At 70.7% G+C, this 24,475-nt stretch carries 24 protein-coding genes and 1 pseudogene; 9 read left to right on the forward strand and 16 right to left on the reverse strand.

Features of this window, described 5'->3' with window-relative positions; genetic code table 11:
* Window positions 1-2 precede the first annotated feature (2 nt).
* From FHL80_RS06110 to FHL80_RS06125, 4 genes are all read right to left on the reverse strand, one after another.
* Entirely contained in the window at window positions 3-1,571 is a 1,569-nt protein-coding gene (locus FHL80_RS06110; RefSeq protein ID WP_216870480.1) for a DHA2 family efflux MFS transporter permease subunit, read from the reverse strand.
* A 396-nt stretch (window positions 1,572-1,967) separates the two neighbouring features.
* Complete coding sequence (locus FHL80_RS06115; protein WP_138732566.1) at window positions 1,968-2,582, reverse strand: TetR/AcrR family transcriptional regulator; 615 nt, start codon at window positions 2,580-2,582, stop codon at window positions 1,968-1,970.
* A gap of 217 nt (window positions 2,583-2,799) precedes the next feature.
* Window positions 2,800-3,573 carry a cation efflux transmembrane domain-containing protein gene (locus FHL80_RS06120; protein ID WP_138732567.1) on the reverse strand — a complete coding sequence of 258 codons (774 nt, stop codon included), beginning with the start codon at window positions 3,571-3,573 and terminating at the stop codon, window positions 2,800-2,802.
* A complete protein-coding gene (locus tag FHL80_RS06125; RefSeq protein WP_138732618.1) occupies window positions 3,570-3,953 on the reverse strand; it encodes an ArsR/SmtB family transcription factor in 384 nt (127 codons plus the stop codon). The genes FHL80_RS06120 and FHL80_RS06125 overlap by 4 nt, the downstream gene beginning before the upstream one ends.
* A gap of 195 nt (window positions 3,954-4,148) precedes the next feature.
* On the opposite strand from FHL80_RS06125, the gene FHL80_RS06130 reads away from it, so the two are divergent.
* Window positions 4,149-4,304, forward strand: a complete 156-nt coding sequence (locus FHL80_RS06130) for a Zn-dependent oxidoreductase (RefSeq protein WP_138732568.1) — start codon at window positions 4,149-4,151, stop codon at window positions 4,302-4,304.
* Between the two features lie 144 nt (window positions 4,305-4,448).
* Here FHL80_RS06130 and FHL80_RS06135 read toward each other — a convergent pair whose 3' ends face one another.
* Entirely contained in the window at window positions 4,449-5,906 is a 1,458-nt protein-coding gene (locus tag FHL80_RS06135) for a GntP family permease (protein ID WP_138732569.1), read from the reverse strand.
* 146 nt (window positions 5,907-6,052) lie between these two features.
* On the opposite strand from FHL80_RS06135, the gene FHL80_RS06140 reads away from it, so the two are divergent.
* The 6 genes from FHL80_RS06140 to FHL80_RS06165 all read left to right on the forward strand — a co-directional run bounded on the left by FHL80_RS06140 (window position 6,053) and on the right by FHL80_RS06165 (window position 11,139).
* On the forward strand, window positions 6,053-6,946 hold the full coding sequence (locus FHL80_RS06140) for a LysR family transcriptional regulator (RefSeq protein WP_138732570.1): 894 nt from the start codon (window positions 6,053-6,055) through the stop codon (window positions 6,944-6,946).
* Window positions 6,947-7,017: 71 nt separating this feature from the next.
* Window positions 7,018-8,094 carry a tartrate dehydrogenase gene (locus tag FHL80_RS06145; RefSeq protein WP_138732571.1) on the forward strand — a complete coding sequence of 359 codons (1,077 nt, stop codon included), beginning with the start codon at window positions 7,018-7,020 and terminating at the stop codon, window positions 8,092-8,094.
* A gap of 15 nt (window positions 8,095-8,109) precedes the next feature.
* Window positions 8,110-9,240: a glycerate kinase gene (locus FHL80_RS06150; protein WP_138732572.1), complete on the forward strand. Its 1,131-nt coding sequence runs from the start codon at window positions 8,110-8,112 to the stop codon at window positions 9,238-9,240.
* A gap of 204 nt (window positions 9,241-9,444) precedes the next feature.
* Entirely contained in the window at window positions 9,445-10,497 is a 1,053-nt protein-coding gene (locus FHL80_RS06155) for an intradiol ring-cleavage dioxygenase (RefSeq protein ID WP_246078495.1), read from the forward strand.
* 64 nt (window positions 10,498-10,561) lie between these two features.
* A complete protein-coding gene (locus tag FHL80_RS06160; RefSeq protein WP_138732574.1) occupies window positions 10,562-10,828 on the forward strand; it encodes a twin-arginine translocase TatA/TatE family subunit in 267 nt (88 codons plus the stop codon).
* A gap of 164 nt (window positions 10,829-10,992) precedes the next feature.
* The gene (locus FHL80_RS06165) at window positions 10,993-11,139 is read left to right on the forward strand and encodes a Zn-dependent oxidoreductase (protein ID WP_138732575.1); all 147 of its coding nucleotides are present in this window, start codon (window positions 10,993-10,995) and stop codon (window positions 11,137-11,139) included.
* Window positions 11,140-11,240: 101 nt separating this feature from the next.
* Here FHL80_RS06165 and FHL80_RS06170 read toward each other — a convergent pair whose 3' ends face one another.
* From FHL80_RS06170 to FHL80_RS06205, 8 genes and pseudogenes are all read right to left on the reverse strand, one after another.
* Complete coding sequence (locus FHL80_RS06170; RefSeq protein WP_138732576.1) at window positions 11,241-12,257, reverse strand: aldo/keto reductase; 1,017 nt, start codon at window positions 12,255-12,257, stop codon at window positions 11,241-11,243.
* Between the two features lie 49 nt (window positions 12,258-12,306).
* Window positions 12,307-13,236 (reverse strand): FAD-dependent monooxygenase, encoded by a 930-nt coding sequence (locus FHL80_RS06175; protein WP_216870481.1) that lies wholly within the window; start codon window positions 13,234-13,236, stop codon window positions 12,307-12,309.
* A 452-nt stretch (window positions 13,237-13,688) separates the two neighbouring features.
* Window positions 13,689-14,015: a carboxymuconolactone decarboxylase family protein gene (locus tag FHL80_RS06180; protein WP_138732578.1), complete on the reverse strand. Its 327-nt coding sequence runs from the start codon at window positions 14,013-14,015 to the stop codon at window positions 13,689-13,691.
* Window positions 14,016-14,138: 123 nt separating this feature from the next.
* Window positions 14,139-14,981 carry an SDR family oxidoreductase gene (locus FHL80_RS06185; protein WP_138732579.1) on the reverse strand — a complete coding sequence of 281 codons (843 nt, stop codon included), beginning with the start codon at window positions 14,979-14,981 and terminating at the stop codon, window positions 14,139-14,141.
* Between the two features lie 149 nt (window positions 14,982-15,130).
* A complete protein-coding gene (locus FHL80_RS06190) occupies window positions 15,131-15,871 on the reverse strand; it encodes an SDR family NAD(P)-dependent oxidoreductase (RefSeq protein ID WP_138732580.1) in 741 nt (246 codons plus the stop codon).
* Between the two features lie 29 nt (window positions 15,872-15,900).
* Complete coding sequence (locus tag FHL80_RS06195) at window positions 15,901-17,067, reverse strand: MFS transporter (RefSeq protein ID WP_138732581.1); 1,167 nt, start codon at window positions 17,065-17,067, stop codon at window positions 15,901-15,903.
* Between the two features lie 240 nt (window positions 17,068-17,307).
* Complete coding sequence (locus FHL80_RS06200) at window positions 17,308-18,180, reverse strand: aldo/keto reductase (RefSeq protein WP_138732582.1); 873 nt, start codon at window positions 18,178-18,180, stop codon at window positions 17,308-17,310.
* A gap of 132 nt (window positions 18,181-18,312) precedes the next feature.
* Window positions 18,313-18,747: pseudogene (locus FHL80_RS06205) on the reverse strand (nuclear transport factor 2 family protein); the annotation flags it as partial.
* A gap of 285 nt (window positions 18,748-19,032) precedes the next feature.
* Between FHL80_RS06205 and FHL80_RS06210 the strand changes: the two are divergent.
* Together FHL80_RS06210 and FHL80_RS06215 are read left to right on the forward strand one after the other, a co-directional pair.
* Window positions 19,033-19,794: a TetR/AcrR family transcriptional regulator gene (locus FHL80_RS06210; RefSeq protein WP_138732584.1), complete on the forward strand. Its 762-nt coding sequence runs from the start codon at window positions 19,033-19,035 to the stop codon at window positions 19,792-19,794.
* Between the two features lie 292 nt (window positions 19,795-20,086).
* Window positions 20,087-21,061 (forward strand): quinone oxidoreductase family protein, encoded by a 975-nt coding sequence (locus FHL80_RS06215; RefSeq protein ID WP_138732585.1) that lies wholly within the window; start codon window positions 20,087-20,089, stop codon window positions 21,059-21,061.
* On the opposite strand, the gene FHL80_RS06220 is transcribed toward FHL80_RS06215, so the two are convergent.
* From FHL80_RS06220 to FHL80_RS06230, 3 genes are read right to left on the reverse strand one after another with little or no spacing between them, the layout of a single operon-like run.
* Window positions 21,039-22,544 (reverse strand): mannitol dehydrogenase family protein, encoded by a 1,506-nt coding sequence (locus FHL80_RS06220; RefSeq protein WP_138732586.1) that lies wholly within the window; start codon window positions 22,542-22,544, stop codon window positions 21,039-21,041. The two genes, FHL80_RS06215 and FHL80_RS06220, sit on opposite strands and share 23 nt — an antisense overlap.
* A complete protein-coding gene (locus FHL80_RS06225) occupies window positions 22,541-23,638 on the reverse strand; it encodes a LacI family DNA-binding transcriptional regulator (RefSeq protein ID WP_138732619.1) in 1,098 nt (365 codons plus the stop codon). Before FHL80_RS06225 ends, FHL80_RS06220 begins: the two co-directional genes overlap by 4 nt.
* Before the next feature lie 20 nt (window positions 23,639-23,658).
* A complete protein-coding gene (locus tag FHL80_RS06230) occupies window positions 23,659-24,387 on the reverse strand; it encodes an SDR family oxidoreductase (RefSeq protein ID WP_138732587.1) in 729 nt (242 codons plus the stop codon).
* Window positions 24,388-24,475: the final 88 nt, after the last annotated feature.

Raw genomic sequence — 24,475 nt, forward strand, 5'->3', positions numbered from 1 at the left:
GGTCACCGGGCCGCCTTCTCCGCCACCGCTGCGTCGGTGGCGGTCGCGTCGGCCACCGTCTCGACGGTGACCGGCGCAAGAGCGACCGGCGCGTCGACGACCGCCCCGTCATCGGCCGGACTCGCGGTCCGACCGACGAAGAGGACGCCCACCAGGACGACCAGGCCGATGACGAAGGCGGTCAGGAAGGCGGCGTGCGCGGCGGACGTGGCCTGGTCGGTGGTGAGCACGCCGGCGTCCTGGGCACCGGAACCGATGGTGTAGGCCGAGATGAACACCGCACCGAAGGCGGCACCGGCGAGCTGCTGGACGGTGGCGAAGGCCGCGGAGCCGTGCGGGAAGAGCTCGGCCCGCAGCCCACCCATCGCAGCCGTCGTGAGCGGCGCCCACATGGTGGCCATGGCGCTGGTGAACACCATCCAGGCGATGAGCAGCGAGACGACGCTCGTGTTCTCGTCGACCCGGCTGAGGAACCACAGGACGCCCAGCCAGACGATGGAGGCCGGGATCACCAGCGGGCGGGGTCCGACGCGGTCGTACGCCCGGCCGCTGAGCGTCGCCATGATCGAGATCGCAGCGCCGCCCGGGATCAGGAAGAGACCGAGCTGGAGGGCGCTCAGCCCGGCGACGAGGGTCAGCACCAGCGGGAGCACGACCAGCAGGCCGATGCCGTTGCCCGCGACGAAGACCATCACCAGGATCGGCAGGGTGTAGGACTTCCGGGCGAAGATCCGCATGTCCAGGAACGCGCTGTCGCGACGCTGCAGCGGGATCTGCCGGAGGACGAAGGCCGCCAGGCCCACCAGCCCCACCGCGATCGGCAGGTACGGGGAGATCGGGGCGTGCCCGGAGGACGCCTCACCCAGCAGGGACAGCCCGTAGACCAGGCCACCGAACCCGACCGCGGACAGCAGCAGCGACGGCAGGTCCAGGGTCACCGGCTCCGGAGTGGTGACGTTGCGCAGCTTCCACGCCCCCAGCGCCAAGGCGATCACGGCGATCGGCAGCATCAGGATGAACAGCCAGCGCCAGCTCAGTGCGGACAGCACGAGACCGGACAAGGCCGGGCCGAGAACCGGTGCCACGGACGGGACGGCCGTGGTGATCGCCATCATCTGGCCGCGGCGACCGGCCGGGACCAGGCGCATCGTCGTGGTCATCAGCAGGGGCAGGAACACGGCGGTTCCGGATGCCTGGACGACCCGGCCGGCCACCAGGACGCCGAACGTCGGCGCGATCGCAGCGAGCGTCGTCCCCACGATGAACAGCGACAGCGCGACCAGGAAGATCGTCCGCAGGTGGAACCGCCGCATGACGAAGCTGCTGGCCGGGATCAGCACGGCCATGGTCAGCAGGAAGCCGGTCGTGACCCACTGCCCGGTGCTCGGGCTGACCCCGAAGTCCGCGATCAGCGTGGGCAGGGCGACGCCCAGCAGCATCTCGTTGAGGAAGACGATGAAGGTGGAGATGATCAGAACGCCGATGACCAGGGCGACGCCCGGAGGGAGCCGGTCTCCGGAGTGGGTCGCCGGTGCCGGAGCTGCGGCGTCGGACGCCGATGTGGCGGTCATGTGCGTGCTCGCTGTCTCGTGAGGTCTGGAGAAGTGAGTCGGTGCGACGTGCGCGACTCGTCGGCGCACGGGAGACAGGTCCGAACCGGACGGGTCGGCACCGGGCATGCGCGATCCCCCGACCGACGGTGGCCGGTGGCGATGCGGCAGGAGCACTCGGTGTCTCGATGACCGGTCCGGAACGGAGGCAGTCTCCGTTTGCAACTCGAAGATACGGAGACTGTCTCCGGCTTGTCAACGAGGGTCCGACCGACGTGACGGAGGAGACAAGGACGTCCCCAAGCGGCTCACGGACAGCGCTGCCCCGCCGCTGGGTGCGGAGCCTCGGCGGGTTGGCCGCGGACCTGCGCTACGCGGCTACGGTCCCGTTGCCACCGAGCGCTCGCGGGCGTCAGATCACGACTGCGGCGGGGACTCCGAGGCTGGGGAGGGGATCTGCCATCCCTCTCGCACGATGGCGCGCAGGGCGTCTCCCGACCGTTCGTCGGCCAGCAGCGCACCGCTCACCCACGCCGTCGCCAGAACCGTGAGGACGAGGTCCCGGTCGCGCACCCACGGGCGGGCGCTCCCGGCGGCCTGCGCCGCCCCGAGGAACTGCCCGGTCGCCTCGACCAGCAACTCGCACGTCATGGCCAGCGGCGAGGTGGTGTCGCTCAGGGCCTCACGGAGAGGGCCGGGCAGGCCGTCGAAGACGGTCACGTAGTCGCCCAACGCGGTCAACCACAGTTCCAGGGCTGCGAGGGGGTCGCCGTGCTCGGCCTCGATCTCGGACCGACGGGCGTCCAACCCCTCCCACCGCGCCTTGATGAGCGCCGCGAGGAGGGACTCCCGGGTGGGGAAGTGCCGGTAGAGCGTGCCCGGTCCGAGACCGGCCCGCTTGGCGATGTCCTGCATGGGTCCGCTCACACCGTGCTCGGCGAAGAAGTCCTCCGCGACCTCGAGGATGTGCAGCCGGTTGCGCTCCGCGTCAGAACGCGACTTCCGCGTGCTCGGGTCCGCCTGGACCACCATCCGACCTCCTCGACGTCAGAACCGGAGGATACGTCCACGTCTCTGAAGGACGGCGGACGCTGCGTCCGACTCGGGCAGGGACGCCACTCGACTCCCCGAGAGGTCCTCCGCTGGAGGACAGGCTGATGACCCAGCGGAGGGGCTCACCCGACGTATGGTCAGTCCCGTTCGATGGGTGCCGGTTGTCTCGACGCCAGTTGCGCCGGGGTGGCGGCGATCAGTCCGGCGGGCGGACCGTCAGCTGCAGGGTCTGCGGTGCAACCGGGGCGCAGCACCCACTGGTGCATCCGTAGCCGCACCGAGTTCCGCGTCCGTCGGCGTCGCTGCCGGCAGGAGAGTGCCCACCGGGGCTGGCCGGCGCGCAACACCCCTCGCCCCGCCAGGCTTGCACACCCTCGCGGACGGCGACGACCGCGATGACCAGGCCGGCGACCGGATCGGCCAGGCTCCAGCCCAGAGTCGCGTTCAGCAGCAGACCGACCAGGAGGACCGCCGACAGACAGGTGCACAGCAGCGTCTGCGTGGAGTCGGCCACGACCGCGTTCGACCCGAGCGCCCGACCCGTGCGCCGCTGCGCCCAGGAGAGAAGTGGCATCACCACCAACGACGCGACCGCCAACCCGATCCCGACCGGCGAGCTGTCCGGATCGCCCTGGGAGAACAGGGCACGCGCGGACTCAACACCCACGTAGGCAGCTAAGGCGAAGAAGGACAGGGCCATGAGACGCAGCGCCTGCTGCTCGCGGGACTCCGGCAGCCGGTGCCGAAACTGCCACAGGACGATCAGACCGCTGGACACCTCGACGACGGAGTCCAACCCGAAGCCCACGAGGGCGACCGAGCCGGCGGCCACCCCTGCGGCGACGGCGACGACCGCCTCGACGACGTTGTAGGTGACGCTCGCGCCGGCGAGCAACTGCGCGCGACGGCCGAGCCGGGCGCGGTCCGCCGTGCTGAGCTCCGGGGCGGCGTGCGCGTGCGTGCGGCTCACCAGTTGGCCGCCTCGCCGTAGGTGGCGCACGCCGCGACCGCATCGCCGGTGACGGCCAGCAGCCGCTCGGCCGCGCCCAGGACCTCGAGCAGCTCCGGTGCGGTGGTCAACGACCACAGCGACGACCGGCCCTGCGGTCGCGAGGTCGCCAGGCCGCAGTCCCGCAGGCACGCCAGGTGAGCCGACACGGTCGACTGGGCCAGACCGAGGTGGACCGTCAGGTCCACCACGCGGTGCTCACCGCCGACCGCCAGGTGGTGCACGATCGCCAGCCGGCTCGGGTCGCCGAGGCTGCGGAACAGGCAGGCCGTCGCAGACGAGGCGCGGACCTCCCCGACCGGCGGCTTCGGGAGTGCGGCGACGAGCGATGGCGGAATCATCGTCACCCGTCGATGATAGCGGTGACGGCCAGCACTGGTGTCGACGTCCCGTACGCCTTCGACGTCCTTCACGACCATCGCCGCTTGGCGCTCGCCAGCTGCTCCGGCCCCTCCGAGAGGCCGTAGACCGTGAGTGGTGACGGGCTCGTCAGGGTGGGACCACTCACGTCCGCAGCAAGTCATAGCCTCAGGCCCATGCGTGCTGTCCAGATCACCGAGTTCGGCGGCCCCGAAGTCATGGACGTCGTCGACCTGCCCGACCCGGTCCCCGGGGACGGCGAGCAGCTGTTCGACATCTCCTCCTCCGGCGTCAACTTCGCCGACACCCACCACCGGCTGTCGGCCAACTGACCTGACCTGCTGGCCACCTCCGGCGCTGCCGGCGAGACACTGCCGCGCCGCCCGCCGGCTTTGGCGGACTGATCTGACCGAGACACCGACCGGTGGTGCTGTCGGTCGGATCGACAGCACCACCGGTCGGGGATCTCGGCTCGGTCAGACCACGATGTCCAGCAGCAACACGATCGGCAACGAGATCACCGACGCCAGGGACATCGCCACGGTGTGGGTCTTGAAGGTCCCCCGGGTGCTCAGGTTGAGCAGCGACTGGAACATCCAGAAGAAGTTGCTACTGACGTGCGGGAGGAACAGCGCCCCGGAGCAGGCGGCCAGCGCGATGAGCACGACCGGAACGCCCAGTGAGCCCGCGATCGGGGCCAGGATGCCGGCTGCGGTGATCGCGGCGATGGAGATGGACCCCATCGCGATGTGCAGGACCGCGGCGACCAGCCAGACCAGCAGCAGCGGCGGGAGGAAGCCCGCGTTGAACGACTCGGCCAGCACGTCCCGCAGCCCGGACTGACCGATCACCTCGGCCACGGAGCCGGAGAGCCCCGACAGGATCAGGATGGGGCCGGCCATCGCCAGCGCCTTCCCGACCGCCGAGTTGACCTCCTCCCGCGGCAGGACCCGCTGGGCGAGCAGGTGAGCCAGACCGGCGCCGATCGCCATTGCGATCACCGGCTCACTCAGCAGGGCAACGGGACCCAGCGGGAAGTCAAAGGCGTTGGCCAGCGCACCCAGCGCGATCAGCGCCAGCGTCACCAGCACCGGGGAGATGGACACCAGCAGGGGCAGCTGCCGGAGCTCCTGCGCGGAGGGCCGGGTGACCGTCGTGGTCGTGATGGCGGTCGAGCTCGCGGCCCCGGGATGTCCGTCAGGAGTAGCAGCGCCGCCCCCGCCACCGGCACCACCCCCGTTGCCGGCGCCGTCGTCGGTGCCTTCGTCGGTGTCGTCAATCGGCGCCTGGAGCTCGTCGGCAGCCGGGTCCCAGCGCAGCACCCGCTTCAGCAGCACCGCGAAGGTCAGCATCGTGAGCACCGCGGTGGGCACTCCGACGACGAGCCCGAGCAGGAACATCTCACCGAGCGGCACGTCCAGCAGGCCGGCCACGGCGAGAGCGCCGACACCTGGGACCACGAAGACGAGCCCGACCTCGATGCCGGCAGTCAGCGCACCGCCCATGAGCGCGATGCCCCGCGGGCCCAGTCGCGGGCCCAGTCGCCGGGCCAGCGGCGCGGTGAGCACCAGCACCACATCGGAGTAGATCGAGGTGAACAGCGTGGAGAGGGAGACGGCGAACACCATCGGGACCCGCTTCTCACCGAAGAGCCCCAACAGTCCTTCGATGACGCGCTGAAGGGTGTTCGTGGCGGTGAGCAGGGATCCCATGACGACGCCGAAGGTGATGAGCAAGCCGATCTCGGCCATCACGTCGCCGAACCCGACGGTCAGGGCCTCCGCCGTGCCGCTGATGTCCAACCCGGTCGCCAGGCCCAGGTATGTCGCCCCGATCAGCAGGCCGAAGATCGGTGGGGTCTTGAGCCAGGTGATCAACGCGACGATGCCCAGGATGGCGACGCCGGTGTGGATCAGGAGCCAGGCATCGGACACGGTGCCCTCCTCGGAACTCGGGTGTGGACGGCGTCTGTGCCGCCCATCACAACGAGCACAAGTGAGCCCTGCGGCAGGCGTGCCGGTCCAAGACCGGGTTGCTGGCAGGGTGATAGGCACCGGCTATCAACGGGAGGCAGGACGCGGTGGACGCTCGTCAGCTCAGGTACTTCCTGGCCGTCGTGGACGCCGGCAGCGTCCACCGGGCCGCCGAGCAGCTGTACGTCGCCCAGCCCTCGGTCTCCCAGGCGTTGCGGGCTCTGGAGCGGGATCTGGGCAGCCTGCTGTTCCACCGCACGGGCCGCCGTCTGGTGCTGACCGCAGCCGGCCACGCGCTCGTGGGCCCTGCCCGGGAGGTGCTGCGTGGACTGGAGCTCGCCCGGGCGACGGTGGAGGCCGTCGACGGACTCGTCGGCGGAGAGCTCGTGATCGCCTCGATGCCCTCGCAGGCGGTCAGTCCACTCACCGGCCTCGTCGCCGCCTTCGCCGCTGCCCACCCGCTCGTCCAGATTTCGGTCCGGGCGGCGAGTACGCCCATCGCGGTGCAGGCCATGCTGACGACCGGCAACGCCGAACTCGGAGTGGTCGCCGCCGCACCGTCGGCGCCCGCGCTGCACGACCTCGAGGTCCTCCACCTGGAGACGCAGCGGTTCGCCCTGCTGGCCCGGGACGAGTCGATGCTGCCCCCGGGCGATCCCGTTCAGCCCGCGGACCTCGCCGGTGCTGCGTTCATCGTCGGCCAGCAGGGCACCGGGATGCGCAGCGTGGCCGAGGCGGTGCGGCGCCAGGCCCGGGGCAGCCGCTTCGCAGTCGAGGTCGAGCACCGGGAGGCCGTGCTGCCGCTGGTCCTCGCGGGCGTCGGCACGGCGGTGGTCAGCGACTCCTGGCGGGCACTGGCCGAGTCCGCGGGTGCCACCGTCCGGGCACTGGACTGCCCCGATCTGCTCTCCGTGTCGCTGGTGTACCGGCCGGGCCGGTTGAGCCCGGCCGCGGCCGCGTTCCTCCACCTGGCGCAGGACACGACCGAGACGCTGCTCTGATAGGCACAACCTCTCAGAGCGGCAACAAGTGCGTCTTGGACGTGTGACGCGAGGCACGGTCGACTGGAGCCATGACCAGCTACCGCATCGCCCTCATCCCCGGCGACGGCATCGGCGCCGAGGTGCTCCCCCCGGCTCAAGCCCTCCTCGACGCCGTCGGCCGCCGGCACGGCATCCAGTTCACCTACGACTCCTTCGACTGGTCGTGCCAGCGGTACGCGGCCGAGGGCGCGATGATGCCGGCCGACGGCCTGCAGCAGATCCGCCACCACGACTCTGTGCTGCTGGGAGCGGTCGGCTGGCCCGGAGTTCCTGACCACGTGTCGCTGTGGGGGCTGCTGATCCCCATTCGCCGCAGCTTCCAGCAGTACGTGAACCTGCGGCCGATCAGGGTGCTCGACGGGGTGCCCAGCCCGCTGCGCAACGCCGGCACCGGGGACGTCGACCTGGTCGTCGTCCGGGAGAACGTGGAGGGCGAGTACTCCGAGATCGGGGGGCGACTGGGCCGAGGCACTGCGGACGAACTGGCCGTGCAGGAGGCGGTCTTCACCCGCAAGGGCGTCACGCGCGTCGTCGAGTACGCCTACGCCCTGGCCGAGAGCCGCGGCAACCACGTCACCTCGGCGACCAAGAGCAACGGGATCGTGCACACCATGCCGTTCTGGGACGAGTTGGTGGCCGAGGTGGCGCAGCAGCACCCCAGCGTGCGCAGCGACAAGGAGCACATCGACGCTCTCGCCGCCAAGCTCGTGCTCGCCCCGGAGCGCTTCGACGTCATCGTCGGCTCGAACCTGTTCGGCGACATCCTCAGCGACCTGGCCGCCGCGGTGGCCGGCAGCATCGGTGTCGCGCCGGCGGCCAACCTCAACCCGGAGCGGGAGTTCCCGTCGATGTTCGAGCCGGTGCACGGCTCGGCCCCGGACATCGCCGGTCAGGGCAAGGCCAACCCACTGGGCGCCATGTGGTCGGCGGCCATGATGCTCGACCACCTCGGCCACCCCGAGGCCAGCGGGGATCTCCTCGCCGCTGCCTTCGGTGCGCTGGCCGACGGCATCAGCACCGCCGACCTGGGCGGGACCGCGGACACTGCCGCCTTCACGCGCGCCGTGCTGGACCGGGTCAGCGCGCCGGCCACCGTCAGCGCCTGAGCGAAGGAGCTGAGAGTGCGTGTCCTGGTCGCCCCGGACAAGTTCAAGGGCTCGCTGACCGCGCTCGAGGTCGCGGAGGCCATCGGCCGGGGCCTGGCGGCGGCAGGTGTTGCCGCCAGGCTCCTGCCCCTGGCCGACGGGGGCGACGGCAGCGTGGACGCCGCTGTGTGCGCCGGCTCGACCGCGCACCCGGTGCGCGTCCGCGGGGCCGACGGTCTGGTCCGGGAGGCCGCCTTCGCATTCGACGGGACGACCGCCGTCGTCGAGGTGGCCACCACCTGCGGGCTGGCGACGCTGCCCGCCGGCGAGCTCGTCCCGATGTCCGCGTCCTCCCACGGCTTCGGCGAGGCAGTCGCGGCCGCGGTCACCGCCGGCGCCCGGCGGATCGTGCTGTGCCTGGGCGGCAGCGCCAGCACCGACGGAGGCGCCGGCATGCTGACCGCGCTCGGCGTCCGTTTCCGCGACGTGCACGGGGACGTCGTGGACCCTGCCTGCGGGCCTCTGACACGGATCGCCGACCTCGACGCCTCCAGGCTGATGCCCCTCGGCGGCGTGGAACTGGTCGTGGCGACCGACGTCAGCAACCCATTGCTCGGCCCCCTCGGCGCCGCCGCGGTCTTCGGTCCGCAGAAGGGCGCCACACCGGCGCAGGTCGACGTCCTGGAGGTCGGTCTGGGCCACCTTGCCGAGCTGCTGGGCAGCAGTCCGCCACCCGGAGGGTCAGCAGCGGATCTGCCGGGGGTCGACGAGCCCGGCGCCGGGGCGGCCGGCGGCCTCGGGTTCGCCTGCCGGTGGCTCGGCGCCCGGCGGGTGGCCGGAGCCGACTTCTTCCTCGACCTCCTGGACTTCGACGCAGCCGTCGCCGACTGCGCCGCAATCGTCACCGGCGAAGGCTGCATCGACGGTCAGACACTGGCCGGCAAGCTGCCCGCCGTCGTCGCGTCCCGAGCCGCCCCGCGCCCGGTGTTCGCCGTCGTCGGCCAGTCTCTGCTCACAGACGACGAACGACACCGACTGGGACTGCGGCAGGTGTTCGCACTCGCAGACCTCTCCGACGCCGACCCCAGCCGGGACCCTGCGCTGTCCCGGCGCCTCGCCGAAGAGGTCGGGACACTCCTCGGCCAGCGCCTATGCGCCCGGAAGTGAGCCGGGGGGTCACCGGCAGAGCTGCGGAGTTGCTCCACTGCGTCCTCAGGAGCCGTCTGCCAGCAGCACGAAGTCGGTGGGCACGTGCACTGCGAAGTCCACGTCGATCCTCAGCAGATGCACAGCCCAGTCGCGCCGCTGCACCAGCCCAGCCACCCGATAGTTGGTGGACAGACCACACCCCGTCAGCCACTGGAGTTCTCTGTGCCCTCGAAGTCCCAGCCCGGCTCAGCCCCGACCTATGAGGGCCGTCCCCTGCCCCGGCCCGAGGAAGAGGTCGTCGATCAGGGCCTCGCCTTCGACCTGGGCACCCTGTTCAGCCGCCGGAAGATGATGGGCGTCCTGGGCCTGGGCGCCGCCACCGCGGGGCTGGCTGCTTGCGGAGGCGGATCGAGCAGCGGTTCTGCCACGGCGTCCAGCTCTGCTGCGTCGAGCTCCGCGGCGACCGCGGCGTCCGGGGAGATCCCCGATGAGACCGCCGGCCCCTACCCCGGGGACGGCTCCAACGGCGCCAACGTGCTGACCCAGAGCGGCGTCGTCCGCAGCGACATCCGTTCCAGCTTCGGCACGTCGACCACCACGGCCGAGGGCGTCCCGCTCACCATCGAGCTGACGGTCCTCGACATGGCCAACGACGACGCACCTTTCGAGGGCGTGGCCGTGTACGTCTGGCACTGCAACCGGGACGGTGAGTACTCGCTGTACTCCCAGGACATCGTCAACGAGAACTACCTGCGCGGCGTGCAGGTGGCCGACGCCGACGGCAAGGTCACCTTCACCAGCATCTACCCGGCCTGCTACTCCGGCCGTTGGCCGCACATCCACTTCGAGGTCTACCCCGACGTGGACAGCATCACCGACTCGACGAATACGATCGCCACCTCGCAGATCGCCATGCCCCAGGCCACCAACGACATCGTCTACGCCGCCACGGGCTACGAGAACTCGGTCAGCAACCTGTCACAGGTCAGCCTGGACAGCGACAACGTCTTCGGGGACGACTCCGGCGCCACCCAGCTCCCCACCGTGTCCGGCGACGTCGACAGCGGCTACACCGTCGCCCTGACCGTGCGGGTGGACACCACCACCACGCCGACCGGAGGCGGCACCGCTCCCGGCGCCGACGGAGCTCCGTCCGGCGCGCCCAGCGGCGCCGCACCATCGGGTGGGGGCCCCGGAGGTACGCCTCCCTCCGGCGCTCCCGGCACGCCTCCGTCTGGGTCCGCTGGCGGCACTTCGGCCAGCCCGTCGTCCTGACCGTCCCAAGTCAACTCATCGGCGTGGCCGGGCGCCTTGCGTGCGCCCGGCGAAAGGACATCAGATGAACCTCGGACCGGCCGAGATCGGCCTCATCGTGCTCGCCATCATGCTGCTGTTCGGGTACAGGAAGCTGCCCGACGCATCCCGCTCGCTGGGCCGGTCGCTGCGCATCTTCAAGACCGAGGTGAACGAACTGCGCGACGATCAGCCGGTCGCCGCAGTGGGCGGGACGCCGGACACCCACGACCCCGCCGGCACATCGGTACCGCGCACTGCATCGGCCGGCTCGGAGCCAGCCCTTCCAGCGGTCGGCACACAGGAGACCTGAGCCGAGACCCAGTCAGACGACCGCGCGTACGTACGCCCCCTTGGAGTCGGCTCGGGAGATCAGGTGCTGTCTGTGTCAGCCATTCTCTTGCGGAACGTTCAACCGGCCTGGACCTGGGCGGGACCCGCGTCGAGATCGACGGCGGTAGCCCCTAGCCTCCGACCATGCGTGCTGTGCAGATCACCCGCTTCGGCGGCCCCGAGGTCATGGACGTCGTCGACCTGCCCGACCCGGTCCCCGGGGACGGCGAGCAGCTGTTCGACATCTCCTCCTCCGGCGTCAACTTCGCCGGCACCCACCACCGGCTGTAGTGAGAGGTACATCAGGATCAGGAGCGGCCGGGACCTCCGGACCCTGAGCGCGGCGGCCGCGCGGCCGGTCTCGGTGCGCGTGGTGTGCGCACCGAAGGTGTTCAGCGCCGCCGTGCCTGCGTTGCGAGTTCGCGCTCGCCGTAGCTGGTGTCCTCCGGGTTGATCGTGACTCCAGGCGTCGCGATCTCGTCGATCCGGTCGAGCACCTCATCGCTGAGCACGACGTCGGCAGCTGGGAGCTGCGACTCGAGCTGCTCCATGGTCCGCGGCCCGACGATCGCGGAGGTCACGCCGGGGTGGCGGAGCACGAAGCCGATCGCCAGCTCGATCATGCTGATGCCCGCTTCGTCGGCGACGGCCGCGAGCTGCTCGACGACCTCGAGCTTGCGCTGGTTGGCGGGCAGGCTCATGTCGAACCGGCCGGCCATGCGCTTGCGCGCCGGCGAGGTGGGCGACGAGTCCTTGGTCCACGACCCGGAGAGCCAGCCCGCGGCGAGCGGGCTGTAGGTCAGCGTTCCCATGCCGTGCCGCAGCGTGGTCGGCAGCACGTCCTGCTCGATCTCCCGCGTGAGGATCGAGTAGGGCGGCTGCTCGGTGACGAACCGCTGGAAGCCGCCCTGGCGGGCAGCCTCCTGCGCCTCCACGATCTGGCTCGCGGAGTAGGTCGAGGACCCGATGTACCGCACCTTGCCCTGATGGACGAGGTCGCTGAGGGCGTCGAGCGTGGCCTCGATGTCGACGTCCGGGTCGGCCCGGTGCATCTGGTAGAGGTCGATGTAGTCGGTCCTCAGCCGGCGGAGGGAGCCCTCGACCGCGCGGACGATCCAGCGGCGCGACCCGCCACGGCTGTTCGGGTCGTCAGCCATCGGCATGGAGAACTTGGTGGCGAGCACCACGTCGTCGCGCCGGCCCTGCAGCGCCTCCCCGACGATCTCCTCTGTCTCCCCGCCGGCGTAGAGGTCGGCCGTGTCGATGAAGTTGATACCTGCGTCCAGCGCCCGGTGGATGATCGCGACCGAGGCCTCTTTGTCGTTGTTGCCCCAGGCGCCGAACATCATCGCGCCCAGTGCGAGCGGGCTGACGGACACCCCGGTACGGCCCAGCAGTCGTCGTTCCACGGTCTTCTCCTCTTGGTGAGTCCTGCTCCCCCGACGGCCGTCGGTGAGCTCAGCCGGCGAACGACCGGCTGAAGCGCTGTCCTCCGCGAACCAGCTGTTGCACGTCGTCGAGGCGGACGCGCTCGTACCTCTCCAGCCGCGCCGGGACGCCGTCCGGGGCCGCATCCCACAGCTCTTGAGCGAGGGCCTCCGCGTCGAGGACGGAGGCGTCGAACCCCTGCCCCGTCATCGGCGTCGGTACGAGCGCGGCATTGCCGACCAGCGCGAGGCGACCGGAGGCGAGCCGCAGCGGCACGTACTCGGCGATCGGGGTACCGATCACCTCGCGTTCCGCGATGCTGTGCTGGATGGCGTCGCGCCAGGGCCGCGGCCACCGCCGGGCCTCCTTGGTCAGCTCCGCCAACGTCTCGTCGGGCAGGTCCCGGGCCCGGACCGAGTTCTGCACCACCCCGTCGGCCACGGCACCGGTCCGCTGCAGCAGGTCGTTGCGCCTCGCGTCGTACCAGGCCCAGCCGATGCGCCCACGGCCAGCGTCGGTCGAGCCGTCCGGCCCGGCCACGGGGATGCCGAAGAGGATGTCCCCGTCGGCGTCCAGCATGTCCCAGGAGGTAGGGCGTCGGCCGGGGTAGGACAGCGCAGCCTCGTCCACCATCCCGAGCCAGAGGACGTAGCCGGCATAGTCCGCGTCGGGCCGTTCCGGGGCCACGTGCCGACGAAGCAGGCTTCGATGCCCGTCGGCGCCGAGCAGCAGGTCGCCGTCGAAGCGCCGGCCGTCCTCGGACACCGCCCAGGCGTGCGTCGCGTCCTGGCCCACGTCACTCACGTGGAGGTCGTGGTGCAGTTCGATCCGGGAGTCCGATTCCGCGGCTTCGCGCAGCGCTTCGCGCACGGCGGTCCAGGGCGCCGCCATGGCGGACAGCGGCGAGTTGCCGACGAACCGGGTGACCCCGGTGACCCGGGCGAGCAGCGATCCGTCCACGCCGAGCCCGCCACCGAGACGCGGGGCAGGGTTCGAACGCTCGAGCACCGTGACCCCGACGTCCGCTCGGGCCAGCGCGAGAGCGCTGACGAGGCCTGCGAGGGAGCCACCGACGATCACTGCACGCAGGTGACCGTGGCGGACCACTGTCGTGTCCGACACAGTGCTCACGCTCCCGGGGACGTGACGGCGTGCGCGCGCGAAGCCGGGCGGCCGCGTCGGCCTGTCTCGAGCTCCGGCCGGACGGGGGCCGGCTCGTTGAACTCGGAGGTGTGCATGCTGTGCTTCCTCTTCTGGCCAGGGGTTCCGAGGGCGTTCGGGCAGGCTCACGAAGAGGGCCGCACGGGCACGAGACCCGTGCGGCCCCTCAGCGGACGGCGCAGACCCGTCACCATCTCCCTGCCGGTCCGGCGGGCCTGGCGACTCTGCGCCGTCCTGCTTCGCAGCCGCCGCTACTCCGTGAAGACCTTCTTCGCGATCCCCATCGCGGCCATCCCGTAGGGCCAGCCGGCGTAGAAGGTGGTGTGGGTCAGTGCTTCGATGAGCGCTTTCTGGGTCACGCCGTTCTCGACCGCACGACCGAGGTGGAACTCGAGCTGGGGAAGGTGTCCCCCGGCGGCGAGCAGCACGACGGTGATGAGGCTGCGGTCGCGGGCCGAGAGCTCGGGGCGGTTCCAGACGTCGTCGAACAGCACGTCGTCAGTGAGCTCGGCGAGCTTCGGGGCGAAGTCCTCGAACAGGTTGCGTCCGCCGCCGACCTGCTTGGGCTGGTCAGTCATGAGAATCCTCTTTCATCAGGTGGGGTTGAGTCGTGGGTCGGTCTGGGAGATGCGAGGCCGTCCGGGAGGGCGGACCCCGCTGATCGCCGGAGCAGCTGTTCACAGCGCTGCTCCAGCCGGAGGTCAGTCGGCGTCTGTGGACGAGGCGAGCTGCTCCTGCGCCTCGAGCGCGGCGAGGCGATCCTGCAGGGCCTGGTGGGTAGCCCCGTAGGCGTCCGAACCGAGCAGCAGTCGCAACGGCGCGGGCTCGGCCTCGACGGAGTCGATCATCGCGGCGACCATCTTGCTCGTGTCGCCGAGCGCCTCGACGCCGATCAGTCCACGGAACGCGTGAGCAGGGTTGCCCTCGTAGGCGGGGAGCTCATCGGCGATCTGCATGCTGCCGCCGAGGAACTCCGTGCGCGCTCCACCGGGCTCGACGATCGTCACACCGATGCCGAACGGCGCGACCTCCTGCGACACCGACTCCGCGAACCCTTCGATGCCCCACTTCGTGGCGTGGTACATCGACGAGCCGGGGAAGGTGACCTGCCCGCCATAGGTGGAGATCTGGATGATCCGTCCCCCGCCCTGTGCACGGAGATGGGGCAGCGCAGCGCGGATCGTCTGGATCGAACCGAACAGGTTGGTGTCGATGATGTGCTTGATCTGGTCGTCCGAGAGCTCTTCCGCGGCGCCGAACAGCCCGCAGCCGGCGTTGCTGACGAGGACGTCGATGCGGTCGGTGCCCTCGAAGGCGCGGTCGACGGTCGCGCGCACGGCGTCGCCGTCGGTGACGTCGAGCAGCTCGACGCGGAAAGCGTCGCCGTACTGCTTCTGCAGGTCCGCGACGGCTTCCGGCTTGCGAACGGTGCCGACGACGCGGTCACCGCGTCCGAGCAGCTGCTCCGCGAGCTCCCTTCCGAAGCCGCTGGACACCCCGGTGATGAGCCAGGTGCGCTGCGCGGTAGTGGAATTCGTGGTCATAAACGATCTTCTTCCTGAGTTCGGGGATGGGGCGTCACGCGGAGCTCGTGGCGTCGAATCACGAAGCGATGGCGCACGTCGGAGGACGGCACGCGCTCGTAGGCCTCGTTGTGTGGTCGGTGTCCAGCTGCTGCGACCGAGCTGACCTGTCAGCGGGTGGTCGGCAGGGCGACGCCGGTGAGGTCGGCGAGCTGGGAGATCAGCTCGTCCTGGAAGCCCTCGTCCCGGGTCGCCGGGTGGGGTGACTGCTGGCGCATGTGGTGCCAGTACCCGCCGGTGACCTTGGTGTCGGGGTCGTCGCCCCCCGCGAGCCAGGCCTGGGTGAGGTGGCCTTCTCGAAGGTCGTCCGACGCACCGGATCCGCCCATGCGGGTGGGCACCCAGCCGGGATCCACCGCGTTGCTGTAGACGTCGGGCCAGGTACGGGCGATGAACATCGCGAACGCGGTGACGAACAGCTTCGAGTCCGAGTACGACTTGGTGGCACGGGTTCCCGACCAGTCCGCGCCGGTCAGATCGGCCCGCCCGCCGCTGTGCATGCCGCTGCTGAGGTACACCAGCCGGTCCGGGCGCTCGATGAGCGCGGTGAGCAGGTAGGGAGCGACGACGTTCACCGGCAGGATCGCGGCTCCGTTGGCAACGCCGGCGTTGTGGATGATCGCGTCCATCCGGCCGATGGCGTTCACCTGCTCGGCGACGCCGCGAACGTCGTCGGTCTGTGCGAGATCCCCGACGACGACGCGGACACCGCGCGCGGTCAGGTCGCTCAACGCCTCGGCCCGGTGGGGGTTGCGGGCGTGCAGGAGGAGCTCGTGCCCGTCGTCGAGCAGGTCGTGGGCGGTGTTGCGGCCGAGCCCTTCGGTGGAGCCGGTGATGAAGATGCGAGCCATGTGATGGTCCTTTCCGATGCCGGGCGGGGTTAGTTCTGGTCGGTCAGAGCGCCGCGGCGGGTGCAGACCCAGACGATGAGCGCGGCGACGATGATCGCCACGGCGGTGATGGTGATGGCGGTCCATCCGCCGGCGGCCCACACCGGTCCAGCGATGGCGGAGCCGATGGCACCGGCGAGGAAGTTGCTGACGACGATCGCGGTGTTGAGACGGCTGCGGTCCTGGCCGGGCAGGGACAGCAGCCGCGTCTGGTTCAGCACGAGGTTGGACTGCGAGGCGAGGTCCAGGACGACCACGACGACGAGCAGCGCAATCGTGGACGTCCGGAACAGCCACGACGCCGCGAAGGAGAGGAGGAGGACCCCGAAGGCGATGCCGGTGGCGGGGACCGACCAACCGCGGTCGTGGAACGTCCCGACGCGTCGGGCACCGAGCGCACCTGCGACGCCTGCGAGACCGAACAACCCGATCTGTCCGACCGAGAAGGAGAACGGCGCTGCGGTGAGCAGGTAGGTCAGCGACGTCCAGAACAGCGAGAACACAGCGAACCCGGCGGCCCCGAGGAAGATGGTCGGCGCGGCGGCACGGTGCCGGGCGACGGTGGTGAACACGGAGCCGAGCAACCGCGTGTACCTGATCGGTTCGCGCTCGGGGAGCTTGGGGATGAGTGCGGAGAGCACGAACACCAGGACGATGGCGAGGATCGCGGCGAGCACGTAGACCGCGCGCCAACTGATGAACTGGGCCACCGCACCGCTGAGGGTGCGTGCCAGCAGGGCGCCGAGCAGGGTGCCGGAGACGATCATGCCCAGCACCTTGCCGCGCTGCCCGGGATCGGCGAGCTCGCTGGCCAACGGTGTGAGGATCTGCGCAGACACGGTGGTCAGTCCGACGCCGCCCAGTGCGGCCAGGAGTAGCGAGAAGTTCGGCGCGGCGGCTGCACCGAGCAGGGCGAGGGCGGAGACGCTCAGGATGATCGGGATGAGGCGCTTGCGGTTGAGGACGTCGCCGAGCGGCACGATGAGGAAGATGCCGAGCGCGTAGCCGATCTGGGTGATGGTGACCAGTGACGCGGCGTTGGCCGATGAGACGTCCAGCTCGCCGGCGATGGTCTCGATGAGTGGTTGCGCCCAGTAGAGGTTGCCGACGGCAAGGCCGCCGGCGATCGCGAACACGATGGTCCGCGTGCGGGTCATGCCACTGATGGCGGAAGTCGTGATGGTCCCCGCTTCGGACTGGGTGGTACTCACAGCGGTCCTTTCAGTCAGACGTGGTCAGCCGAGCCAGCCGCCGTCAGCGGCGTAGGCGCCGCCGGTGACGAAGCTGGCTTCGGCGCCGGCCAGGAACAGCACCACGCCGCCGTTGAGCGCCGGATCATGGGAGTGGCGGGAGCGGACCGCGGAAGGAATCCGGCCCGCTCAGGGTGTGACGGATGCCTAGGCCTCGTCGATGACGAAGCCGAAGGCCTCGACGTCGAGGGTGTCCAGGTCGATGGTGTCGCCGGTGTCCAAGGCGTCGATCCGCGCCAACTCGTCGTTGGTGAGGTCGAAGTCGAAGACGTCGAAGTTCGCGGCGATGCGCGCGGCGTTGGTGGACTTGGGGATCGCCGAGCGGCCCTGCTGGATGTGCCAGCGCAGCATGACCTGGGTGTTCGTCTTGCCGTATCGCTCGCCGATGGCACCGATCGTGGTGTCGTTCAGCGGGTTGGAGGTCGCACCGTTGTAGCTGCGGATCCCACCGATCGGGGACCACGCCTGGGTGAGGATGCCGTGCTCGGTGTTCTTCGCCTGCAGTTCGGCCTTGACGTTGTACGGGTGCAGTTCGATCTGGTTGACCGCCGGTACGACCTCGGTCTCCGCGAACAGCGCATCCAGGCGGGCCGGCACCATGTTGCTGACGCCGATGGCGCGGACGGCCCCGTCGGCCAGGAGCTTCTCCAGCGCCTTGTACGCCTGGATCGTGCGCTCGAACTTGGCGGTCAACGGCTGGTGCAGGAGCAGCAGGTCCAGCTGCTCGACGCCGAGCTTCTTGCGGCTCTTCTCGAACGCGTGCAGCGTCTCGTCGTAGCCGTAGTCGCTGACCCACACCTTGGTCTCGACGAACACCTCGTCCCGCGGCACCCCGGAGCGGCGCAGGCCCTCGCCGACCTCCCGCTCGTTGAAGTACGCCGCGGCGGTGTCGATGTGCCGGTAGCCGAGCTCCAGGGCGGTCTGTACGGCCGCGATCGTCTCCTCCGGCGGGGTCTGGAACACGCCCAAACCGATCGCGGGCATGGTGACACCGTTGCTGAACGTGACTGTCGAAGTCATCTCTCTTCTCTCTGTTCTGGTTGTCGTCGACGAGTGGCTGCGGCAGCGGTTGGTCGCTGCGGGCGGGGTCGCGCTCTCTCCGACGGGAGGTGTCCGGTCACCACGATCTCGGTGCCGTCGCGGCGCTCTCGCTCAGGTGGCCGCTGCCGGTCCAGCCGGGGCGGTCGTGTGGTGGGCTCGCATGTCACCGACACCGTCGGCGTCGACGATCCGCTTGTGGAAGCGCCACGAGCCCTCGTCGAGTACGAACGTGTCGAGGTACCGCCCCTGGAAGATCAGCTGCAGCGGGAAGTCCTCGGTCACCTGAATGGAGTCGACGTACGAGACGCTCTGCGCGGTGGCGCCGTCCTCGGCGATGTCGATGATCAGGTTGCTCACCACGTGCCGAGTGCCAAGCCGGTCACCGTAGACCCGGATGACATCGAGGGCAGCGAGATGCTCGGCCGCGCCTTGGCAGACGACGTCGGGCGACAACTGCCACCGCGCCTGCTCGAACAGGGTGGCGGCGCCGGCCAGGTCTGCGCCGTAGAGGCGATGGCAGTAGGTGTAGATCAAGCGTGTGATCGCCGATTCGGCATCGCGCCGCTACTCAGATGTCAGCATGGTTCTCGTTCAGCCTGGGGGCCAGCGCGATTGATTCGAACGCGCTGAGCTCGCTGCATGTCGGGGCCTACGCAGTCGAGGACGAATGCAGAGAACTCCTGGCGGTGTTCGCCTTGATGCCGGGTCCCCGAGCGTGCGAGCACGTTGCTCGACCCGACGCTCCGGAGTCCAGGAAGCGGATGCCCCGTATCCGAATCCAACGTAACACTGAAACGGATACGTCGCAACCGCTTTGGTACGCTGGGGCACGTGACCGAGCCCAAGATGCGGAAGGATGCCGCCCGCAACCGCGCACGGATCTTGGAGGCAGGGCGCGAGGTCTTCGCCCAGCGGGGCCTGGATGCGACCCTGAACGATGTCGCCCACCATGCCGGCGTGGGTGTGGGGACCGCGTACCGACGATTCGCGAACAAGGAAGACCTGCTCGACGCGATCCGGTGCCAGCAGGACAACGAGCTCGAGGAGATACTGAACGAGTCCCTCGCGATGGATGACCCCTGGGACGCACTCGTCCTTTACCTGGAGAAGTCGCTCGCTCTGCATGTGAGGGATCGTGCGATGGCTGAGCTCCTCACCGGACGCCGCGTCAGGCCGGAAGCGCACGAGCGGAGCCGCAACCGACTGTCGCCTCTCGTGAACAGAGTCGCCGAGCGTGCACGGGACGCTGGAGTCATCCGGTCAGACGCCACGGGCACCGATCTGATCTTCCTCCAGATGGCCTGCATCTCCATCAGCACTGTCGTGCAGGACGGACCTGAGATCGAAGCACGCAGCGATTCCCGGGACCTCTACCGTCGCTACCTGTGGGTCATGCTCGATGGCCTGATACCGCAACGCAGCGACACCGCACCACTGCCCGTGCAAGCACTGACGACGGCGGAACTCCACGTACTCCTCAGCGACCCGTCGAGTCCAACAGTGCCCTCGACGACATTACGGCCAGCACCAGGAGCGGGCCCCAGCGAGGCGGCTTCGGCACCCGCAACTCCGAGCGAGCCGTCCCAAGCCTGAACCAGTGAGGGCGAGGGCTCCGGCCCACGAGCAGCGGGAGCTCCAGTCCCCCGGCGTCGAGCCTCGCCGACGAGCTGCCGCCGACGGAGGCGAGTGCCTGAGAACAACGGCCAGGGGCTGGCTGCCGTCGCCGACTGCCGACGACCACCCGGGCAACGACGGCGGGCCTCCCCGCCCCGGTCCCCCGTCGCGGAAGGGTGGGCCTTCGATCCACGGCCCTAAGCGGATCGTGGTCACCACTGACGCACGGCACCGCCCAGCTGCGCGTGACCGAGGCCATAACCTCACCGTCATGCGTGCTGTGCAGATCACCCGCTTCGGCGGACCCGAGGTCATGGACGTCGTCGACCTGCCCGACCCGGTCGCCGGGGACGGCGAGCAGCTCTTCGACATTTCCAGCTCGGGCGTCAATTTTGCCGACACCCACCAGACCGAGGACAGCTACCTCGCCCCGCAGACGCTCCCGCTCATCCCGGGCGCGGAGTTCGTCGGCACCGCCGGCGAGGGCGGCCCGCGGGTGGTCGGGCTGCTCGCCGGCGGCGGCTACGCGCAGAAGGTGGCGACCAGCCCGCGGCTGACCTGGGCGGTGCCCGACGCGGTGACCGACGAGCAGGCGCTCGCCGTCGTCCTGCAGGGCACCACCGCCTGGCACCTGCTGCGCACCTCCGCGCACCTCGCCGAGGGCGAGTCCGTGGTGGTCATCGCCGGCGCCGGCGGGGTCGGCTCGCTCGCCGTCCAGCTGGCCAAGCGCTGGGGCGCCGGCCGGGTCATCGCCACCGCCTCCAGCCCGGAGAAGCGCCAGCTCGCCGAGTCCCTGGGCGCCGACGCCACCGTCGACCCGGCGCTCGCCGACGACGACGACCCGAAGGCGTTCACCGCCGCCCTGCGCGAGGCCAACGGCGGCGAGCGGGTCGACGTCGTCCTGGAGATGACCGGCGGTCACGTGCTCGACGGGTCGCTGTCCGCGCTAGCGCCCTTCGGCCGGCTCGTCGCCTACGGCATGGCCGGCCGCGAGGCCCCCAGGCCGGTCAACGTCCTCTCGCTGATGGGCACCAGCCGCGCGGTCATCGGGTTCTGGCTGGCGCACTGCTTCAGCCGCCCGGAGATGCTCGACCAGGCGATGGGCGAGCTGCTGCCGCTGGTCGCCGACGGCGCGCTGACGCCCGTGTCCGGTGGCCGCTACCCGCTGACCGCCGTCCGCGAGGCCCACCAGGACCTCCGCGCCCGCCGGACCAGCGGCAAGCTCACCCTCGATCCCTCCCGCTGAGGGGGGAGCCGAGGACGGCGGCCACGGCCGCGCGGGCACCGAGCCGGTCCAGCAACTCGGCTGCCCGGACGAAGGAGGCGCCGAAGCGCTCGTCGGCCGCGAGGTCGCCGAACACCTCGCTCGCGCCCAGGACCGCCGCAGCGGCCTCGCCCCGGCCACCGAGCAGCGGGGTGAGCCGGTCCAGCCGCGCATCCACGACGGCGATCGGCTCACCGTCCTCGTCGACTCCTGCGGCATACCGCGCCCAGGCGGCGACGGCGAGGACCGCGAGGTCGAACGGGCCGCCGTCCCGGAGCTGGTCGCGGATCACCGGCAACACGAAGGTGGCGATCCGCTCGGATCCCTCCGCGCAGTTGCGGGCCAGCGTGTCGCTCACCGCCGGGTTGGCGAAGCGCTCCAGCAGGGTGCGCCGGTAGGCGGCCAGGTCGGTGTCCGGCACCGGCGGGAGCGTGGGCGTGGCCTCGTCGCGCATGTACCGGTCGACCAGCTCGATGAACAGCGGATCGACCATGACCTCGTCCACCCGCCGGTGCCCGGCCAGGTACCCGAGGTAGGACATCACCTGGTGGCTGGCGTTGAGCAGCCGCAGCTTCATCAGCTCGTACGGGCGCACGTCCGGGACGAGCTGCACACCCACCTCCTCCAGCGGCGGCCGCCCGTCGCAGAACTCGTCCTCCAGCACCCACTGCAGGTACGGCTCAGCGACGACCGGCCACCGGTCGACGACGCCGGTCCCGGCGGTCAGCTGCGCACGGTCGTCGTCCGTGGTGGCCGGGGTGATCCGGTCCACCATGGAGTTGGGGAAGGCGACGTGCTCGGCGACCCAGTCGCCGAGCCGGTCCCCGGTGTGCTCGTCCTGGAGGCGGGCGAAGGCCACCAGCGTCTGCCGCGCCAGGTGGCCGTTGCTCTCGATGTTGTCGCAGGAGACCACGGTGAACGGTGGCGTGCCGGCGTCGCGGCGGCGGCGCAGCGCGGCGGTCAGCAGACCGAAGGCGGTGCCCACCTCCGGGTTCGCCAGGTCGGCGCGCAGCGCGTCGTCCAGCTCGAAGCGGCCGGTGGCCTTGTCGGTGCTGTAGCCGCCCTCGGTGATGGTCAGCGTCACAAGGCGCGTCGTCGGGGCCGCCATGGTCGCGAGGACCGCCTCCCGGTCGTCGGACAGCAACCGGTGCTCTAGCAGCGAACCGATGACCGTCCGCTCCACCGTCCCGGTCGGGTGCTTCACCACGAGCGTGTAGAGGCCGTCCTGCGCCCGCAGCGCGTCGGTGAGCGCCCGGTCGACCGGCAGCACCCCGACGCCGGTGATCCCCCAGTCGGCGTGCCCCTGGGCCAGGACCCGGTCGAGGTACACGGCCTGGTGGGAGCGGTGGAACCCGCCGACGCCGAGGTGCACGACGCCGGTCCGGACCCGGGCGCGGTCGTAGGTGGGCCGGGCCACCGCCTCGGGCAGGCTCGCCAGGGTCGACTGGCTCAGTGCGACGGTCACGACAGGGGCTCCTCGGCGAGCAGGGGGGACGAGCGGGGCGGGTCCGGGTCGGAGCCCGCCTCGAGCTGCGAGGCGGCGGTCTCCGACCCGGGGCAGGAGGTCGGGAAGAGCTCGGCGGACCCCGCCGGCGACCAGCACGACCGGCGCTCCACCAGCCGTACCGGTGCGACGGTGTGCCGGCGGAAGCGACGCCCGGGGTTCGCCAACCGCGCCACCGCCCGCTCGGCGGCCATCGTCCCGAGCGCGGCGGGGTCCTGGTCGACGACGGTGATCGCCGGCGACAGCATGTGCGCCATCGGGAAGTCGCCGAAGCCGACCACCGCCCAGGTGCGGCCGGCCAACGCCGGGACGAGGGTCATCGTGGTACGCGCGTCCGCGCTGACCAGTGCCGTGGGCCGGGGTTCGGCGCGGCTGAGCCGGTGCACGACCTCGGCCGCGTTCCGGGGATCCGTGGCACCGAAGGCGACGAGGTCTTCGCACGGTGCCAGCCCGGCGTCCGCCACCGCTGAGCGGTGCCCGGCCAGCCGGTCGGCGGTGGTGGACATCGCCGGGCTGTCGCCCACGAAGGCGATCACCCGGTGACCGTGGGCGATCAGGTGTCCGGTGGCCAGTTGGCCCCCCGCGCGGTCGTCCCCGGTGAAGGCGTCAGCCCGCAGGCCCCTCGGTGGACGGTCGACGAACACCACCGGGAACCGCGCGGCCCACGGGGCGAGGTACCGGTGGTCCTGCCCCGTGGGCGCGACGACCAGCCCGCTCAGCGACCGGGCCAGGAGCGACTCCAGCGCGCCGGCCTCGCGCTGCGCGTCGTAGCCGAGGCTGGTCACCACGACGGCCATGCCCGCACCGGCCGCGATCTCCTCCACGGCCTTGGCGATGACGGCGAAGAAGGGATCGGCCAGATCGGGCACGGCCACGCCGAGCACCGGCGCCCGCCCGGTGCGGAAGTCCGAGGCCAACGTGTTGGGCACGTACCCCAGCTCGCGCAGGGCAGCGGTCACCCGCGCCCGGGTCTCCGGCGACACGTGCGGGTCGTCGTTGTGGACCCGGGACACGGTCTTGGCGCTGACCTGGGCACGGGCCGCGACGTCCCGCATCGTCGTCACGGGCAGCCGGCTCAGCGGGCGGTGTAGCCGCCGTCGATCGGCAGCGACACCCCGGAGATCATCGCGGCGCCGTCGCTGAGGAGGAAGACGATCGGCGCGGCGATGTCCTCCTCGGTCGCCCACCGGCCCAGCGGCATCTGCTCCAGGAACGGCCCCTCGATGTCCGGGCGGCCCCAGTACCAGGCGGACATCGGGGTCATCACGACGGTCGGGTTGACGCCGTTGACGCGGATCCCGTGCTTGCCCAGCTCGAGGGCCGAGACGCGGGTGATGTTGTCCAGCGCGGCCTTGGAGGAGCCGTAGGAGATGTGGCCGGACAGCGCCACCAGGCTGGCCTGGCTGGAGACGTTGACGATGGCGCCGCCGCGGCCCAACCGGATCATCGAGGCGGCGGCGTACTTCGTCACGAGCAGCGCGCCGCGGGCGTTGATGGTGATGACCTTGTCGAAGACGTCGATGTCGGTCTCCATCGGGGTGGCGATCTCGCCGCCGTACCCGCCGCAGTTGACGACGCCCCACAGGTCCAGGCCCTCGAGCGCGGAGCGGACGCTGTCCTCCGACGTCAGGTCGAAGGCCAGGGTGCGGGCACCGGTCTCGGCAGCGAGCTGCTCCAGCTTCTCGACATCACGGCCACTGGCGATGACGTCGGCGCCGGCCGCGGCGAGCTGGCGGACGGTGGCCCCACCGATGCCCCCGGAGGCACCGGTGACCAGGACCGTTCGGCCGTCGAAGTCCGTCATGTCAGCGCATCTCCTCGGTGGACCGGTGGTGTCGGCGCCGCCGGGAGTGGCCGGTGACACACCGATGCAACCACATGGCGGCCACCAT

Origin of the sequence: Modestobacter excelsi (genome assembly GCF_005930495.1) — a bacterium.
Taxonomy (GTDB): Bacteria; Actinomycetota; Actinomycetes; order Mycobacteriales; family Geodermatophilaceae; genus Modestobacter; species Modestobacter excelsi.